The organism is Vibrio sp. 10N.222.49.A3, assembly GCF_041475145.1.
GTDB lineage: Bacteria > Pseudomonadota > Gammaproteobacteria > Enterobacterales > Vibrionaceae > Vibrio > Vibrio tasmaniensis_A.
Window position 1 is genome coordinate 1 of the sequence record NZ_JBFRVM010000174.1, and the last position, 18014, is coordinate 18014.

An 18014-nucleotide genomic window follows, 5' to 3' on the forward strand; every position below is an offset into this window, starting at 1 on the left:
AGGAGGCTTTTGACGGCCAGCTTATCCCGTTTAACAAACGGATCCATGATGAAGGGGCTCCTTAGAAAATCCAATAGCGACGACAGGCTGAGGGGGTACGATTAAAGAGGGCGGGGCTGACAAAAGAAGCGCCCCACCAGTAGAGTGACAGGGTAACGATATTGTCACCGTATTGCGATTTGATGTAACGCAATCCCCCAAACCAAGCCAACGATAACGTCAGGCCAATCATTTCGTGTTTAAGCCAGAATGAGAGGCCAAAAATGCAGAGGGCAGGCACGAGCTCGTCAACCGGGAATCCGAGCCAGCGGCGACCTTTGTTCATGTGTTTTGGGATAGAGAAAAACTGATGAGGGTCTTCCATTGTGACTCCTTAGCCTAAGCCGACGAGTGGCGCTCCAACATTCCACAAGACTGAGCCACCAATGAACCCACCAACGGCCGCAAACCAGTTACGACTCATCAGCCCGGTGACGACCGCCCCCACAAGCCCAGTCCCTAGCATGGCCGTTTCAACCGCTGAGCCTTTGCCCGCTGTATCTTTCATGGCTTGTTTACCTGACGCGAAGATATCGGCAGCCAGAGCGGGCTGGGTGATAAGAAGTGTCGAGACAGCAACGCCAAGCCCGATAATGAGCGTGCGCTGGGTGCGTGTTTTCATAATAAATATCCTTATTGAATGATAAAATGAGCAAGTGCGTGGTCATGAGGGAAAAAAGGGAGCGAGCCCTATCGCCTCCTTGCCTGAGAAGCAGGAAGGCAGGGTTACGTTGTCCTGGGTAGTCATGAAACGGAGCGTGGGAAGCGCGCTTTAAATCAACCGATATAGAGACGCATCATGAAGAAAACAGTGAAGATTTTGCGTACTTCAGACCGCGATTGCGACTGACGTGTTGTTTCCAATTTTGAGGGGTCATGATCGTATTCTTGAGTTTACGATAATGTTTTTTGCGAGCATTCTTTGATGGTGGTGGCGTGAGTTGACGGACTGATTGGGTTTGTTTTTGAACCGAAACGAAATGAACACCCTTCCAATAGAAAGGAAATGGAAGGCGGTCAGTAAAAGGCAACATTCCGATTGGGGCATTGGTTGACCACTTTTAGTCAGTGATGCCACAAATGAGCAGAGTTGAGTGATATTCTTTACTCTCGTCGGTATAGACATAGGTTTGGTGTAATAGTCACTCTGGCGTTGACACTACTTCTTTAATGCTAAACATCTATAAACCCATCACTACCATTAATTACGGCCGTTTGAGGGACCACCTTCGTAAAAATTATCCATAATCAAGTTCTTTAGCCACTGCGACCCTGTATCAGCATTCCTGTTTGAATGCCATGATAAGTAAATAGATGTTTTAAAGGTAGGGAATGGCAACGAGTAAACATCCAGCTCATACATTTCAGAAAATTTGTTAGCCAAACGTGATGGTACAGTAGCAAGAGCCTCAGTCGAACATACCACTTCAGGCACATTGAAATAGTTAGGTACGCTATATCTAAGATTTCTTACAACCCCATGTTGTCTAAGGTGGTTTTCAAAAAATGCGGTTTGCTTTTTATTCGAGGTTGTACAAACATGTTCCAACTGACAGTAATCATCCACAGTTAACGCATCATCTATTTTAGGATGCCCCTTTCTTGCGATACATACCGCGTGCTCTTGGAACAATTCTTTTGAGATAACTTTGCTATCAAGGTTAGGATTTAACTCAACGGCAAAATCAATCTTCCCAAACTGAAAATCATCCATTAATGTTTCGTCTTCGTTGGGAGCAGTATTTACGGTGACCGAACTATTGATAGAATTTATTTCGCTAAGTATTTCAGGGAGTATTATTAAACCACCGTAATCGGTAGAGGCTATAACAAACTGCCTGTTACTAGACAAAAAGTCGAAGGGTTGATTCTGATCGAATGCAGAGGTAATAATTTCAAGAGCTTGGCGTATTGGCTCTCTAAGCTCTAGGGCTTTAGGCGTTGGCCTTACTCCTCGACCTGTACTCACAAAGAGTTCATCATCCAAAGTAAGCCTGAGACGTTTAACTGCATTACTAATTGCAGGCTGACTCATACAGACTTTATCCGCAGCCCGGGATAAGTTTTGCTCAGAAATTACTGCATCAAACACAGGCAGCAAATTAAGATCGATACTTCTTAGATTCATAACTGTACACCTCAAATGGGAGGTAAAACTAAGCTAAATCTTCCAAAACTGACAAGGCCTTTAAAGCTCTGGGTACACCTGTGTAAGGTGCCGTCTGCATAGCTACCGCAGCAACCTCATCCATACTAAAACCATTATTCAAAGCTGAGGCCGAGAATTTACTATAGAAGCTTAATTTTTCATCCAAAATTATAAACGCCACCATCGCTGTAATTAACCTATATCGCAACTCCAAACCAGGGCGACGCCAGATTTCTCCGTAGGCAAACTGTGCGACCAAAGAATACAGTTTACTTGTCAACAACTTATCAGGGGCAGCATAGTCTTTTTCACTCCGGCCCCCGTGTAAGCGCTGCTTCATCAACTCAGCTTCAGTTTTTAGCGTAACCATATCTTCTTCAGGCAAAGAGGTCGGGTCAACTTCTAATCCCTGACGGGTAAATATTGTATTCGCCAATTCAGCCGCTGATTCTGCAGCAGGAAAACCCGCATAAATGCCCGCTTGAAGAAATATTTCGATAATGGCTCTGGGCGAATGACCGACTTTAATAGCAGTTTTAATTGCCCATTCAAGGCGACTCTCATTGCGATGCATCATTAGACAAGTAAGCACAACAATACTTGAATCCAAATCGCATAAAGCACTATTACTCCACACTTCTCCAAATTCAAATGCAGCAGATAGGTTTTTATATTTTGGAATTATTCTGTCGAGATCTGAAAGATCTATATCTAGAACATCCTGAATATTAATCCCTCGTTCTATATCTTCTCTCATTGCCATTTTTATCCAATCCTGCGATGCCAAGAATGCCGGTTAGGGCTTCAGCGCTACTTCAAATGCCATTTCTGTATTTTCTAACACCTCATCTAAAGAAACCCCCGGCATTAGAGAGGTTAAACACCACTTGCCTTCACTGCGATGAAATACTGCCAGATCAGTAATAATGACCGAGACTGAATCAATTGCGGTAACAGGAAGGTTACAGCGCTCGACCAACTTTGAATTACCTTCTTTATCGGTATGGGTCATCGTTACGATCAAACGACGGGCACCATTGGCCAAATCCATTGCCCCACCAACCCCCAGTAGTGGTTTGCCAGGCACTGCCCAGTTAGCCAGATTACCTTGCGCATCCACTTGCAGGCCACCCATGATGGCCGCGTCCACATGGGAGCCGCGGATCATGCCGAAAGAATCAGCTGAATCAAAATAACTGCTTCCAGGTAATGCAGTGACGGGAATTTTTCCAGCATTAACTGGGTAATCCATCGCACCACCAGATTTGGGTTCAGGCCCAACACCCACCATACCGTTTTCACTGTGCAAAATGATGCCATGATCAGGGGTGATCAGATCGGCGACAAGCGTTGGAATGCCAATGCCCAAATTCACAAGGTCACCGCTTTTTAATTCTGCCAAAGCAGCCCTAGCCATATTCATTCGTTCTTCGCTAACCAGCTTGTCGCTATTGGCAACATTGGCCGAAGATCCTAGAGCCTCTTCCGAAAGGGGTATGTTAACCAGATAATCAACAAAACAACCTGGGGTATGAATTTGATCGGGATCCAGTTCCCCCTCAGCGACAATTTCTTGCACCTCAGCAATAACCACTTTTGCGGCCGTTGCCATGAGAGGATTGAAGTTTCTTTCTGTTAATCGATATTGCAAGTTACCAGCGGTGTCCGCCTTCCACGCCCTAATAAAGGCAACATCACCAATAATCGACTCTTGGAAAATCTGCTCTTTACCCTTTAAGGTTTTGCTCTCGCGACCTTGTGCTAATAAGGTTCCTGCACTGGTTGGTGTAAAGAAACCACCGATCCCCGCACCACCGGCACGTATCGCCTCGGCCAAAGTTCCCTGAGGTAATAACTCCGTTTCAATTTCTCCTTTCTGGGCAGCAACCACCGCCTCACGGTTGCTAGTGAAAAATGAACCTATCGCTTTTTTTAATTGTCCGTTACGCAACAAACGTCCACCACCTAAACCTATCTCACCAACATTATTTCCCACGTAGGTTAGCTGGTTGGTTTCTGGGGATTCTGCTAAAGCATGTACCAACTGAACAGGGTTGCCTGTCATACCAAAACCACCCACCAATAAAGTATCTCCAACTTGTACTTTTGCTGCCGCTTCTTCTGCGGATATTAGGGCTACTTGCTTCATGCTGCTTCCAAAATAATTGCTATACCTTGCCCTACACCCACACACATAGTGCAAAGCGCATATCGTCCACCGCTGAGTTGCAATTCACGCGCGGCCGACATAACGATACGGGCACCACTCATGCCTAAAGGATGACCTAATGCGATGGCACCGCCATTAGGGTTTACTCGGGCATCGTCGTCGTCTATCCCTAAAGCTCTGAGCACAGCTAAACCTTGGCTAGCAAATGCCTCATTAAGTTCGATGATATTTAAATCATTTGCTGTTAAGCCAGCTTGCTTGAGTGCTTTTATCGAAGCTTGATAGGGGCCAAAACCCATGATCCGAGGCTCTAAACCACTAGTGGCCATGGTCACCACTTTAGCCATAGGCGTAAGTTGATTGGCTTCGGCAGCCGTTTTTGAAGCAACCAGCATGGCGCAAGCACCATCATTTACCCCTGATGCATTACCTGCAGTGACAGTACCACTGGCTTTAAATGGCGTACGTAGTGATTGCAGCTTTTCCAAGGTCGTTGCCCTTGGGTGTTCATCTCTAGCAACAATAATTGGCTCGCCCTTACTCTGAGGAATGGAGATGGGCTCTATCTCCATTGCCAATCGACCTACATCAATTGATGCTTGGGCTTTTTGTTGGGATCTCAACGCGAACTTATCTTGATCCAGACGAGAAATAGCAAAACCGGCCGCAACATTTTCGGCAGTTTCCGGCATGGAGTCGATGCCATAAATTGACTGGAATTGGGTATTGATAAAGCGCCAGCCAATTGTGGTGTCATAGACGACATTTTCACGGGTGAAAGCTGCGGGCGCTTTTGGCATTACAAAGGGAGCCCGTGACATTGATTCAACGCCACCGGCAATAACCAAATCCAGTTCCCCTGTTTTAATCGCTCTGGCAGCGATGCCCACTGCATCCATACCTGATCCACACAGACGATTAACCGTCATGCCAGGAATGCTGTCAGGCGCCCCCGCCAATAAGGTAGCCATTCTGGCAACGTTTCGATTGTCTTCACCGGCCTGATTGGCACACCCCAAAATAACTTCATCTATATTAGAAGGGTTAAGACCTGTGTTGCGCTGTAGTAATGTTTTTATTGGATGCGCGGCAAGATCGTCAGCTCTGACCTGAGCCAGAGCACCGCCATATCGGCCAATAGGCGTACGAACATTGTCACAAATATAAGCACTACGATTACTCATCGACAACGTCCTGTAGCTCAGGCCTAATACCTTTCCAGGCACTGTGAATCGTGGACTTTATAGCTTCTCGATCCAGCTCTTTTGGGTTCCAATAAGGGTTTTTGAAGGTAATTTCCACGGCTTTATCGATACCATCTTCTGGCATACCTAAGGCTTCTAAAGAGTGTGGGGCACCAATGACTCTGGCTAAATCAAATAAGGCCGCAACTGGGTTATCAGTATCCATTGCCCTACATAGGCGCTTCATCGCATCTGGAACAGCTGGTGCGTTGTAGGCTAAAGCATGAGGTAAAACAACCGTGTGGGTTTTGGCATGAGGTAAATCAAATGCCCCACCAAGCGCATGACAAAGCTTATGATGTATTGCAACACCTACTGAACCTAAACAAATTCCGCATAACCAAGCCCCATATAATGCCTCTTTGCGGGCCTCAAGGTCAGTACTGTGTTTTGCCAGGATCGGCAATGCTTTGTAGAGAGAGCGAATACCCTCTTCAGCTATCAAAGAAATTATCGGGTTACCATCAACGGCGTATAAGGCCTCTACCGCATGAGCAATCGCATTGATGCCGCTAGTACCGCTGAATAATGCCGGCATGGTCAAGGTTAAATCAACATCGTAGAGTACTGTCTCTGGTTGTATAGAGGCATCTCTTACGGTGGTTTTTAGCCCTTGCTTAGTTTGCCCAAGAATATTCGTCATTTCTGAACCAGCATAGCTAGTTGGCAATACCAACTGGGGGTAATCCTTTCGATAAGCCAAAGCTTTACCCAAACCAGTCGTTGAACCACCACCAACGGACACAAGGCCATCTACGGCTAGCGCTTCACAAATGGATAACGCTTTCTCTGTTACATCTACCGGCGTATGCATAGCGGCACCTGCAAAGACATCCGCAGACTTATCACCTAAAAGTTTTGCCACCTTTTCCGCCAAACCTACCTGATGCGGGGTTGAAATAACCAAGGCCTTAGTAATACCAAGATACTCGGCCTCAGCAGCAACTTGATCAATAATACCGCTGCCAAATATGACTCTGGTTGGTAAACCATTATAAATAAAACTATCGCTCATAAATTCTTCACAAAACAATTTACTGACAAACCCAAAGCTTGCAAACAGACACTCAGTGAATCTTCGGCATTTTGCTTTAAACTCACATCATTACCATCTAGGTCTGCAAGAAAACTATGTGCTGAATCTTGATAAATGCGCACATCCACCGCAGCGTTGCGCTTACTAACATTCGCCAGTTTTTGAATATTTTCATGACCGACGACATGATCATTGGCTGGCATTAAGCTAACGTGATGTTTAGATACTGTTTCCAAGTAATCAAAAGGCACTGGCAATGGGTCAAAGTTTTTCATACCTTGAGGAAAACCATAAAAACCAACTAGATCCTGACTAACATTACGGCGAGCCAGCTCGAAAATATAATACCCACCCAGGCAGAAACCAATTACGCCATCAATAGACTGCTCTTCACAAAAAGCTTCAAATTTATCAACAAAGGCTTTATCCGCTACTTTATCACGGCGAGCGAAGGCAGCTTCACGTGTCACCTCAGGCAGTTCGCCGAAATCGGCAAAAGTATTTACCAAAAACACCCTTGCACCTTTGGAAGCCACAAAAGTTGAAAAGCCTTTATAAAAAGGACTGACACCATAGATATCGGGCAAAATTGCAATACGTTTTTGGGTGTTCTCATCCCCAAACAACAAGCCCTCTAAACCATTGTTAAATTCGCCTCGTACATCCTCTTCAGGGAAATATTTATTGGCTTGACCGTGACACATCTTATTTTTCCCTAAATGACTTCTTTGTCTAAAACAAGATCAATATCCATAATACGTACCCCATCTTCGTGTTTTTCAGCAATAATGTTGACGCCACTATTGCAAACACCCGAGCAGCAATCATTCTCTGTCCAATCCCCCCCCTCAAAATAGGCTTGCGTGGTTAACTCATGAAAGCCTTTTTTCTTAGTCTTTATATGTATATGAGCGGGCCTCCAAGTGTGATTGCCTAGCATTTGCAATAATTGACCAGTCATGCCCTGACTGGGAATCTCATAAGGAATGGGAGTCGTTGATTTAACGCTATATCTACCTTCATCATTGGTGATAACACGACCACGATAACAATCTTGTGGAACGCCGTCATGAATGCCGCTATAACGACCATCTGGCGTAGAATGCCAAATATCTAACTCAGCATTAGCAATCGGCTCGCCATCTACAGAGGTAATGGCACCGCGAATGATCATAGCTTCACCTTCGACATCATCCAGGGTTTTGATTTCATCAGTAATAAATGGTGAGTCTGCAAGATAATAAGGACCTTCCAGATCAGAGCGAGTCCCTTTATAAATACGGTTTTCATTTTCTACTGCGGTGGAATTGAAATAAACATCACTTAGCAGGGGGATTTCCCCTTTCAGGCCCAACTCGTGAAGATAAAGAATACCGGCACGATATTCTTTGACCGTAACTTGTTTTTCAATCATGGTCGCTCTGATACTAGAAATAATTGCATCAACAACCTCTTTAACTCGTTCAGACATAATTTTTCCCATCATTCTTAACAACAAATTCATCAAATAATTTTAATTAAGAGCCCCGACGCTACAAGAGGAGCTATGTAGAAGTTATAAACATAGTTAGTGACTAACTGGCTGAAAACTTTTCATACCTGAGGGTATATCCCTCTAGACCGCGCCCTTGAAACCACTCATCAACGGCATCTACCATAGGCGGCGGGCCGCACAAATAAACATCAACATCACCGGCATTAACATCTTTCTCATCAATAATATCGGTGACCAGACCTTTATTACCGGTCCAGCGAGCTGTAGGTTTCAGTACCACCGTTTTAAATGAAAAACCTTCCATTTCATTCTGCAAATGAAACAAATATTCAATTTCGCAAAGGTCATTTTCGTGAGTAACGCCATAAATCAATGTGGCTTTTGGAAATGCTTCAGGTGCCAGCATCATGTCGTCTAATATTCCTAGAAAAGCTGATAACCCGGTTCCTCCGGCGACAAACAGTAGAGGACGCTTAGTCTGACGTAGATAAAAAGAACCCATTGGCGCTTTAAGTTCTATCTTGTCACCGGGCGCTGCTCGCTGACCTAAATAGTCACTCATCACACCGCTTGGTAAACGGCGTATCAAAAACTGTAATTTATTTTTTTCATTAGGATTATGAGCAAAAGAATATGAACGCCACTGATCTGTACCTGGAATACGTAGATTGGCATATTGACCAGGCAAAAAATCAATCATTTTATTTTCGTCAGAAGCATCAAGTTTTAACATAGCGGTCGTATCAGATATCAGAACCACTGAATCAACGATCGCATTTATAATTTCAGGCCCAGAAAAGTTGCAAACTTTAGAGCTACAATCAAAATCGATAGCGGAGTTAGATGACAGCTTCATTTGACAAGTTAATACAGCCCCCCCCGCCAAATCACTCTCAGTTAAGGCATCTTCATCAACATAATCCTGTGCATACTCGCCTGAAATACAGATTCCTTTGCAGGTAGAACAAACCCCTTCACGACAATCCATAGGAAGTTTTATACCCTGCCTTAAAGCAGCATCAAGCAAGACTTCACCTGTATTTACATCGACAAATCTGGTCACCCCATCAGAAAAATTTAGAGCTGCTTTGTAGGACATTAAGAAATACCACTAAAAAGTTATTAACCATTCAATATAAAAAAGAGTGTTAGACATGATAAAAATCTAAAACATGATTGACCTTGTCATTAAGCAATACTGAGAACTTTCGCAATATCTTCCAGTCATCATCTACTGGCTTCAAGGTATATTCAGAGCGACCATAAAAATAATCAGACACTTCAAAGCGATGATAATGTGTCACCCAATTATTAGTGACTTTATAGTTACCATGTTCATCCTGCTCAGCTATGACATTGGTAATTTCGTGCATAGTGCGTGGAAGTGGCTTGCAGGCTGCTGATTTATCGGTACGAATCCGAAAAACCCTATCTTCCAAACCAGATCTATCCGAGTAGTACAATAATGACATTTGTGCCTTTGGGTCTGTTGTATGCTCTAACTCCGATTCCCACTGCGGGATATGAAACTCTGAATTCTCATCAAAAAGCTCGATATATTCGTCCCATTTCTTTTGGTCACATAACAGGCTTTTTTTGTATAAAAATTGTCGTATAGATTCTACAGACATGGCCTTATCCTAATTACTTTCCAATTCAATTTTGGCGTTCAATCCATCGATCAGGTATCTTTTCCAGGCATTATATTGATTGATATAGTGGCCTTCCTGAGTCATTTCTACACCAGTAATAACAGGCGATGCGTGTAAGAATTTTGCCTGTTTGGTTTCACCTTCGATCCAAGTCTCGGCACCACGGGAAAAATCATTCCATTTTGCCATGCGGCCTTCAAAGCCTTTTTGAGCTTCTCTGAACTCAACCAAATCATCTGGCGTACCCATACCCGAAACATTAAAAAAATCTTCAAATTGGCGAATACGGCTTTCACGGGCTTTAGGAGATTCGTTTTTAACACCTATGCAAAAGCTATGCACTTCTGTCTTGTTCCAAGAAACTGGTCTCACGACCCTTAGCTGTGAACTTATTTGATCCATGAATAACAAACTGGGATAGATATTTAGATTGCGCAATTTGTGCATCATCCACTCAGCCATTTCTTCGCCATGTTCTTTTTTGAGCCGCGGCATAACCTCATCGTAACCTGGACGAACTTGTGGATTTGGCATGTCAGAATACAGCAAGGTGTGGCCATTATTGATACCAAACCAGCCATCTTCTATATCGGCAGCGCCTGCCCCTAACTTGCTGTAATCCAGTGTTTCTTTCTTATCTCCATTTTCTTTTGATTGCTCAACTTGAGCACGATGCTGAACGGTGGCCACATAGTTATAATGAACAGTGCTCACATGGTAAGCATCAAGACCGTTTTCATTTTGTAATTTCCAGTTACCCTCGTAGGTATAGGCGGAAGTGCCTGACAGCACTTCCAATTCAGCATCCGCAGATTGATCGACCATCATATCTAAGGCGATTTTGGCATCGCTCAAAAACTCTTCCAGAGCGATTTTGGTATTAACATCCAAATTAACAAAAACAAAACCACGATAGCTCTGCACTTTAGCAGTAGCTAAGTTGTAATCTTCTTTTTTAAATTTGTCACAATAGTGTTCCGGCGCTTTGACCTTTACCAACCGACCATCAGTTTTGTAACACCAAGCGTGGAACGGACAGGTAAAGGTAGATTGATTCCCTTTACTTGTACGTGTCAATGTCGTTCCTCTATGGGCGCAAGCGTTAATCAGAGCATTGAGATTACCCTTCGCATCACGAGTAATAATGACCGGCTGACGACCAATATTGATTGTATAAAAATCATTGGGATAGGGAACTTGACTTTCATGACAGGCATAAATCCAAGTCTTTTCAAAAATATGCTCCATTTCTAAGTCAAAAAGCTCTTGATTGGTATAAGCTTCTCGTGCAATTCGATACACGCTATCTTCAGGGCGGAAATCTAAATAGCTTTCTACTCTATCTTTCCAATTAGCGAGGCTTTTTTTATCACTCATAATCTCACCCTTTTATCTCTATGCTTCCGATACTCTTGACGTTGGGGCTTAATCATTTCGATATCTTGCATTATTGCCTTCATCAAAATTGAATCTTTATCCATAAGATCAAATAAAATATCAAAGTGATTTCTATCCCTGATTTCTAATGGTTTAATTGAGTACCCATAACGCTCAAGTAACGCTGTATACTCATTACTTTGGCGCTTAAATTCTTCCGTATCATATTCGGCGTAAACAATACGAAGGGGAATTCCTCTTTGCACGGCCTTGTTTATCGGACTTAAATTGATTACCTCTGAGTCTGTCATCTGAACTGGACCATTGACATAAGTCATGCGCACAGGGTGCAAATCAAAAATACCATTGATCAAGCAAGCACCAGCAACTGGTGACTCATTAAGCCCATACTTATTCCATGTCGCACCAAGTAAATTGGCTACAATATGGGCACCCGCTGAATTTCCACAAAGATAGATAGCACTGTTATCAAAACCTATCTCACTGGCCTTATTGCTTAACCAAGCAACAGATTCGGCACATTGAGCAATGATTGTTGTCAAATTTGCTTTTGGACAGAGGCAATAATTAACAACAGCCACATCGATACCCAACTGCTGAAAAACTTTCACAAAAAAACATGATTCATTCTTGCTAAGCTCTTGCCAATATCCACCATGAAAGAAAACAAATAGGGGAGACAGAGAAGAAGACGACTTGTAATAATCGAGTACTTCATCTTCATCAGAGCCATAGCTAAGGTTTTCATGTAAACCCAAGTTATCTTGTTTCGCAAGGTAACTTAGTTCTATGTATTGATTGATAAATACGTTGGCATTACCAATCATTGAACTCGGTGAATACTCCCGATCCAACTCCTCTTGACTCATTCCTCTAAACCTTTCTTCACTCGCAGACATGGATTAGTTCAACTCATAACGAATGGTGTATAACTCAGGAAAAAACTGGATATCTAATGCTTTTTTAAGGAAACCAACACCCGTTGAACCACCAGTCCCAACTTTAAAACCGATAATTCTCTGAACCGTCCTCATATGAGTAAAGCGCCAATTCTGGAAATTGTCTTCAACATCCATCAATAGCTCACCAACTTGATATAAATCCCAGTATTCCTCAGCATTTTTATAAACATGCATCCAGGCATCAACGACAGACTGGTTAGCTTCGTAAGGCGCCGCCAATTTTCTATTTAAGTGAGATTTATCTATTTCGATACCATTGCGCACCAACAACCGATTCACTTCATCATAAAGGCTTGGAGCATTCATCAACTGATCAAGCATTTCGTAGGCTTCTTTATTGTGCCGATGTAACTCCACCATATTCCGGTCTTTATTACCCAACATAAATTCAACAGCCCTATAACCGTAGGACTGAAAACCTGATGCCTCACCCAACAAATTACGCAACGTGTCATAATCGACTGGCGTCATTGTCCCCATTACTTTAAATGAAGTGCTCAACTGTTTCTGAATACACAGTATTCTTGCAAGACCCTTTTGGGCCTTTGCTACCTCATCATTTTTCACATAATCGATAACAACGGCTAATTCATGCTTAACCAGTTTTAGCCACAGCTCTGAAACCTGATGCACTATGACAAACAACATCCCCTCATGACTTTCAGAAAATGAGTTCTGAAGATTAAGGAGTCGATCCAAATGCAAAAAGTCTCCATAGGAATTAATGGTATCAAGATCTGTCACCATGCTATCTTCTACCACTCGCTTGTTATGAAGCGGACAACCACCTGTATTAGTAATTTTATTTTCCACGGTAGACCTCTTTACGTAACAGCTTGAAAAGCTTTATGTTCTTCCTGGAGGTATTCCTTGTTCTCCAGTACTGCCTTGAAATGCTCAACACTCTGCCAAACATCCTCATAAGATAAGTACAAAGGAGTAAATCCAAAGCGAAGCACACCAGGCGCTCTAAAGTCACCAATTACGCCTCTGGCGATTAAAGCTTGTACTATGGCGTAACCATTATCCTCGCGATAATATGAAACGTGACTGCCTCGCACACTGTGATCTTCTGGCGTTATCAATGTCAGGCCATACTTTTTGGCAACAGGCATCATCAAATCAATAAATAAATCCGTCAGCTTTAGGCTCTTTTCACGAACCAAATTGAAATCAACTTCCCGCCATAGATTTAATGAGGTTTCTAAACCTTGATAAGAAAGAGCAGAAAATGTCCCGGTCTGAAATTGGGACAAGGTTTTTGATGGCGTATATTTTTCTTCAAATGCAAATTGATTTGCATGACCAAACCAACCTGTAATTGGCTGAACAGATTTCCCATGAAGCGCTTTGTTAACATAAACAAACCCAGGCGAGCCTGGACCGCCATTTAGGTATTTGTAAGTGCAGCCCACAGCTAAATCCACACCATCAGCATTCAAGTCAACTGGCATCGCACCCGCAGAATGAGCTAGATCCCAAATAATCAATACACCTCTCTCTCTTGCTTTTTGAGTAAAGGCTTTCATATCTCGCATATAGGCGCTTTTATAATTCACCTGATTTAAAACCATGACGGCCACATCATCTTGCAAATAAGCGTCGTAATCCTCTTCACCTTCAGGAATAGATCGACAACTATAGCCATCAAGAAGATTGGAAACCCCCTGCGCAATATACCCATCTGCGGGAAAACTGCAGGCTTCATAAACAATCACTTTACGACGTTCATTGAACTTTAGAGCAAAGCAAATAAGCTTGAACAGATTAATACAAATAGTATCGGTAACGATGATCTCACCGTGCTTCGCACCTAGCATATCGGCCAAAAGGTTGCCTGATCGCACCGGTGATGACATCCAATCTGCGCCAACCCAACTACGAATTAAACCGTTAGCCCACTCTTCCTCAACAACATTTTTAATATCGGGAAATGCTTGCTTTGGCGCTGCTCCCATTGAGTTACCGTCCAAATAGACGATACCTTCCGGCAAATGGAACTTTGATTTGAATGAAGACAATGGATCAGCAAGATCCATTGACTTGCAATCTTCGAGAGTGATTTTTTTTATATTTACGAATTGCGACATCATTACCTCAATCTAAAAACCCCGAGAGTTGAGGCTAACTTTGATTGATTTCAATTTATCACAGCGAGATTTTACGTCTGCTTTCTAAACTCAATAGCAGATATACAAAATATTTATACCAAAAAATATCCCTGCTAATTTAACCATTGTATTGGGGGAGAGCTAAGCCAGGGCAAGATCGTGCATGTTTCGTCAACTGGATGTCATCGGTACATACGCTTACCGAGTGTTAAGTTGTTGCAATAGATGGTAAAACGCTTCGAGGCTCCTACAATCGAGAGGGTAGAGCCAGCTCAAAAACTATTGAATCTCTATTGAACATGGAAAGCGACTAAATCTAAGTCCTACTCGTCAGGAGCAACACAGAACGTCATTGATGGTGTGAAGCCATTATTGGTTGAATACATTCAAAGTGAGCAGAAGTAGGGGGGGGAAGTACAACGGAACAAAAAACTATGATAAGGGTTTGACAGTGTCCAGTGGTTCATCTCGCAATGAACTCATTTGAAATGGGTAGAATCATAGAAGGGAAAGCCGAGCACCTTTTATTAGGAATTTTCAATTTTTAGGTTCGAAATCAAGCCTTAAAGGAAGACACTGACCGTAATCTTGTGCCGCATTAAACATATGGCTTAAATGTAAGGCTTTCTTTGTTAAAGGATCATATTTATGGCAAGCAAAACAGCCCCTATCTTTTTTAGGATGCACTAAAACAAACCATTGAGGGTTTTGGACATAGGTCTCCATTGTACTGTTTGATAATAACTTCGAACCCCCTATTTCATTTTTCCAAGTGGGAGGGACCTCTCCTATTTTTACGCTCCCGCTTGAGACTGTCCAAGATGCACCAACAAGGAAGTAGTTAGACCAAACAGAATTACGGGTTTGGTAATAATGTGACATTGCCTCGTTAAGTGCTTTTATATCTTTAGCTACTTCAGGTTTAGTTAAAATCCCAACTCCATAGGGTGTTTTTCTACAGACTTGAGTGGGTTTACCAGGGAAGTAAGTATTCACTTTCTGAAAGGACATTGGGTTGAAAAATGTCCATTTACCTGACTTTTTAAAATTTGATAGATCAGGAACATCAGCACAATCAGGAGCGTTTCCCTTGTGTTCAAATGTGGTCCAAATGAATTCAGGATGATTCTTTGTTTTTCGCACTATATGAATCCCAACCAAGCCCATTAGAACATTACTCTTTACTGCTCCGTCGATCTCAACATCTCTATGAATAGTGAAAAATTGTTTAGGGTTGTCATGATTAGACATTAATTTCCATGAGGTTTTCACTTCAGTGGAGCCTGGGGATATGTCAAATGGAGTTTTCCCACTGTCAATATCGGCGACACATTGGCTATTGTTTAATCCGTGTTTGACGATGTCATAGTAGAATTTTTTATTAACACTTTGTTGATAAAAGACCGGATTGCCTTCTTGATCGTTCAATGGGAAATTAGAGCCAGCTTGAAGGACCTCAGTTTGTACTAATCCTTGATCACCTTTATTGTCCCAACTATCAGGTATCTCTTTAAATATTCGGTCTTTCGGCATCATATCCATGAAGAAATCCGATGTTTTGTCACTGGTATAATAAGCGAAAGATTGCCACGCAAACTGCATAAAACTGCAGTTAATATCGGATTTTCTGGTTTTTGTAGGCTCTTGAGGTAAGGTCGGGGAATCAATCCAAGAGGGATCCCCAATACAGTAGGGGGCTTCTAACTCTAACGGTTTTTTATTTCTAATCTTATACTCGTAAGAGTCATTCGCTTGTATAGCTTCCCCTCTAATTTCTATGGAATAACCATGTATTGGTGAGAGTAAAAATGAGAGAATTATTATTCTCTTCAAGCAATTCATGATAATCCTTATCATTCGTATTAATGGATAACATTACGCTAGTCACAAATCAAATGAATCTAAATTAATTAATTGATAATTTAGTAAGAATCTAGTGCAGCGTGCCTTCCCTGGAAGAGTTTTTTCTCGATCCTGTCTACGTTCATGGGATAGGTAAGCTGATTGTAAGAACAGTCCTCTACACAATATGCAACGTTATTAAACGTTTTACCCCCTCGTTAATAACGCATTCAACCAAATGCTAACCAACTTCGCATTATGATTCCGACCTTGCCACTATCACAATATCAATTACGTGCTGGTCGTTTAAAAACTTTTATGATTCTGGTTGGTTACCCGCGTATTACGAACGCTGACAATCAGAAGCCATTGGGCATATCACCTTAAATTTCAAATTCGTCCAATAGAAGGTAGGAGGCAAGGGCAAAATAGAATCACACTTTTCATCAAGTGGAGCTGAGTTTATAGATAGCGATTTTTACTTAGGGTATCGAGACATCGAAAAGTTCTGGGAAACGTTAGGTTAGTATTTAAAAGTACCGAGCGCATAGCTCGTATTGATAAAAGGGCGGTTAAGTTCCCCCGAACTTGACCTATCCAGACGCAGCAAGTAAAGGCAGTTGATAATACACACACTCACGATAAGGAGTGTAAAAGCATAATAACCGTCGAGTGAAGAACCTAGAAAAAGTGGCGACATTCATTGTGAAACAACGCTATTTATTGGTGTATATATCGCGACTTTAAACCGTTTTACATACATGGTTCCTTGTAAATAGATTGTGACTCTTGAGGGTTTTCGCTGAATTCCATCGGTCTTCTTGATTACATTGGGGCAATTAGAGAAGCGTTTACATACTTCAAACCGCGATTTCTACTGATGTGTTGCTTCCAATTATTAGGGGTCATGGTGGTGTTCTTAAGCTTCCGATAGCGTTTTTTACAGGCATTATTTGAGATAGGGAGAGTGAGACGATTCACTGACTGAGCTTGTTTTTGCGCCGCGACAAAATGAACGCCCTCCCAACAGAAAGGAAATGAAAGGTGCCCAGTAAAAGACAACAAAGCGGCAAATGCGATGTGTTCACGCCCGACCGCTCCCAGTTCTTTGACGCTGACAAAATCACCTTGTTCCACAAAGTGGCCCAATAAACTCGCCGCTTTATCTTCACGACAATATCCGTAGACAATCTGCATTGTTCACACTCCTTGTTAGGACATTGTTTTGTTCTTTAAAAAAACAAAACAATGGGCTCTCTTTCAAGAGCCGTGCTACAAACTGGCTTGTGCATTCCTGTAGTAGAATGCGCACATCCAAGGGATGTGGTGTCTGGTACTCCCAAGTAACTCTATTTCACCACTCAACCAGCGTGCTTAATTGAGTAGAAAAACAGCCTTGGACGTCGCCCCAGAGAGGGCTCCTGAATTTGTTAGGCATATTACGCAGGCCTGCGCCCCTCTGCGGCGCTTTTTGCAAATAGTGAAGGCAGCCCACCTTCGAGACCGGCTGAAGTCGTTTCTCAGACGGCCATATCATTCGTTACAATGACCAATTGGGAAAACGTTTGAGATGATCTTCTAATCGAAGTTTCCCTTCGCGCTTTTTGGCCCGCTCTGCTCTTTTCGCCGAGAGCGTTAACGTTTTATTCGCCTTTGATGAAAGATTAAAAGCGATACCGACTTCCTTGTTCTCAACCCTACATTCTGATTTAAAATTCATACAAAAGTCTTCCTAAATAGAAAAAACCGAAACGCTCTCGTTTAGACCGAAACATCAATGAGTCATGTAATCGCTCACTGGCGTCTAATTTTGTTGAGTTTGTGACTTACTTATCATTTCTTGAATTTAACATAATCTAAATAATACGCACCAAATTAAGATGCTGATTTTAAAGAAAATAAATGGGGTTTTAATG

Annotated in this window: 18 protein-coding genes and 2 pseudogenes; 1 reads left to right on the forward strand and 19 read right to left on the reverse strand. The window is 42.5% G+C overall.

Annotated elements, in window-relative coordinates; genetic code table 11:
* Positions 1 to 61: 61 nt before the first annotated feature.
* From traL to kynU, 16 genes and pseudogenes are all read right to left on the reverse strand, one after another.
* Positions 62 to 364, reverse strand: coding sequence for a type IV conjugative transfer system protein TraL (traL, locus tag AB4589_RS21890; RefSeq protein WP_048618021.1), 303 nt, complete (start codon positions 362 to 364; stop codon positions 62 to 64).
* 9 nt (positions 365 to 373) lie between these two features.
* Positions 374 to 661, reverse strand: a complete 288-nt coding sequence (traA, locus tag AB4589_RS21895; protein ID WP_048618019.1) for a type IV conjugative transfer system pilin TraA — start codon at positions 659 to 661, stop codon at positions 374 to 376.
* Positions 662 to 836: 175 nt separating this feature from the next.
* A pseudogene (locus AB4589_RS21900) lies at positions 837 to 1073 on the reverse strand (hypothetical protein); the annotation flags it as partial.
* Positions 1074 to 1240: 167 nt separating this feature from the next.
* The gene (locus AB4589_RS21905; protein ID WP_372101680.1) at positions 1241 to 2167 is read right to left on the reverse strand and encodes a LysR substrate-binding domain-containing protein; all 927 of its coding nucleotides are present in this window, start codon (positions 2165 to 2167) and stop codon (positions 1241 to 1243) included.
* Between the two features lie 28 nt (positions 2168 to 2195).
* A complete protein-coding gene (locus AB4589_RS21910) occupies positions 2196 to 2951 on the reverse strand; it encodes a carboxymuconolactone decarboxylase family protein (RefSeq protein ID WP_048618014.1) in 756 nt (251 codons plus the stop codon).
* Positions 2952 to 2984: 33 nt separating this feature from the next.
* Complete coding sequence (locus AB4589_RS21915) at positions 2985 to 4337, reverse strand: 3-oxoacid CoA-transferase (protein WP_082151318.1); 1353 nt, start codon at positions 4335 to 4337, stop codon at positions 2985 to 2987.
* Positions 4334 to 5542 carry a 3-oxoadipyl-CoA thiolase gene (pcaF, locus tag AB4589_RS21920; RefSeq protein ID WP_048618013.1) on the reverse strand — a complete coding sequence of 403 codons (1209 nt, stop codon included), beginning with the start codon at positions 5540 to 5542 and terminating at the stop codon, positions 4334 to 4336. The genes AB4589_RS21915 and pcaF overlap by 4 nt, the downstream gene beginning before the upstream one ends.
* Positions 5535 to 6617 carry a maleylacetate reductase gene (locus AB4589_RS21925; protein WP_048618012.1) on the reverse strand — a complete coding sequence of 361 codons (1083 nt, stop codon included), beginning with the start codon at positions 6615 to 6617 and terminating at the stop codon, positions 5535 to 5537. Before AB4589_RS21925 ends, pcaF begins: the two co-directional genes overlap by 8 nt.
* A complete protein-coding gene (locus AB4589_RS21930; RefSeq protein ID WP_048664362.1) occupies positions 6614 to 7342 on the reverse strand; it encodes a dienelactone hydrolase family protein in 729 nt (242 codons plus the stop codon). Before AB4589_RS21930 ends, AB4589_RS21925 begins: the two co-directional genes overlap by 4 nt.
* 11 nt (positions 7343 to 7353) lie before the next feature.
* A complete protein-coding gene (locus AB4589_RS21935; RefSeq protein ID WP_048667508.1) occupies positions 7354 to 8109 on the reverse strand; it encodes a dioxygenase in 756 nt (251 codons plus the stop codon).
* 103 nt (positions 8110 to 8212) lie between these two features.
* On the reverse strand, positions 8213 to 9232 hold the full coding sequence (gene antC / locus AB4589_RS21940) for an anthranilate 1,2-dioxygenase electron transfer component AntC (protein WP_048618006.1): 1020 nt from the start codon (positions 9230 to 9232) through the stop codon (positions 8213 to 8215).
* A 49-nt stretch (positions 9233 to 9281) separates the two neighbouring features.
* Positions 9282 to 9764: an anthranilate 1,2-dioxygenase small subunit gene (antB, locus tag AB4589_RS21945; protein WP_048618004.1), complete on the reverse strand. Its 483-nt coding sequence runs from the start codon at positions 9762 to 9764 to the stop codon at positions 9282 to 9284.
* A gap of 9 nt (positions 9765 to 9773) precedes the next feature.
* On the reverse strand, positions 9774 to 11162 hold the full coding sequence (gene antA / locus AB4589_RS21950) for an anthranilate 1,2-dioxygenase large subunit (RefSeq protein WP_048667507.1): 1389 nt from the start codon (positions 11160 to 11162) through the stop codon (positions 9774 to 9776).
* Positions 11159 to 12052: an alpha/beta hydrolase gene (locus AB4589_RS21955; protein ID WP_196299434.1), complete on the reverse strand. Its 894-nt coding sequence runs from the start codon at positions 12050 to 12052 to the stop codon at positions 11159 to 11161. The genes antA and AB4589_RS21955 overlap by 4 nt, the downstream gene beginning before the upstream one ends.
* A 33-nt stretch (positions 12053 to 12085) precedes the next feature.
* Positions 12086 to 12958: a tryptophan 2,3-dioxygenase gene (locus AB4589_RS21960; protein ID WP_207895533.1), complete on the reverse strand. Its 873-nt coding sequence runs from the start codon at positions 12956 to 12958 to the stop codon at positions 12086 to 12088.
* Between the two features lie 11 nt (positions 12959 to 12969).
* Complete coding sequence (gene kynU / locus AB4589_RS21965) at positions 12970 to 14184, reverse strand: kynureninase (protein ID WP_123297403.1); 1215 nt, start codon at positions 14182 to 14184, stop codon at positions 12970 to 12972.
* A 224-nt stretch (positions 14185 to 14408) separates the two neighbouring features.
* On the opposite strand from kynU, the pseudogene AB4589_RS21970 reads away from it, so the two are divergent.
* Positions 14409 to 14531, forward strand: a pseudogene (locus AB4589_RS21970) (ISAs1 family transposase); the annotation flags it as partial.
* A 262-nt stretch (positions 14532 to 14793) separates the two neighbouring features.
* Here the strand turns inward: AB4589_RS21970 and AB4589_RS21975 are convergent.
* From AB4589_RS21975 to AB4589_RS21985, 3 genes are all read right to left on the reverse strand, one after another.
* On the reverse strand, positions 14794 to 16098 hold the full coding sequence (locus AB4589_RS21975) for a hypothetical protein (protein WP_048617996.1): 1305 nt from the start codon (positions 16096 to 16098) through the stop codon (positions 14794 to 14796).
* An 825-nt stretch (positions 16099 to 16923) separates the two neighbouring features.
* Complete coding sequence (locus tag AB4589_RS21980; RefSeq protein WP_048617994.1) at positions 16924 to 17295, reverse strand: hypothetical protein; 372 nt, start codon at positions 17293 to 17295, stop codon at positions 16924 to 16926.
* Positions 17296 to 17638: 343 nt separating this feature from the next.
* Positions 17639 to 17818 carry a TraY domain-containing protein gene (locus AB4589_RS21985; RefSeq protein ID WP_017097351.1) on the reverse strand — a complete coding sequence of 60 codons (180 nt, stop codon included), beginning with the start codon at positions 17816 to 17818 and terminating at the stop codon, positions 17639 to 17641.
* Positions 17819 to 18014: the final 196 nt, after the last annotated feature.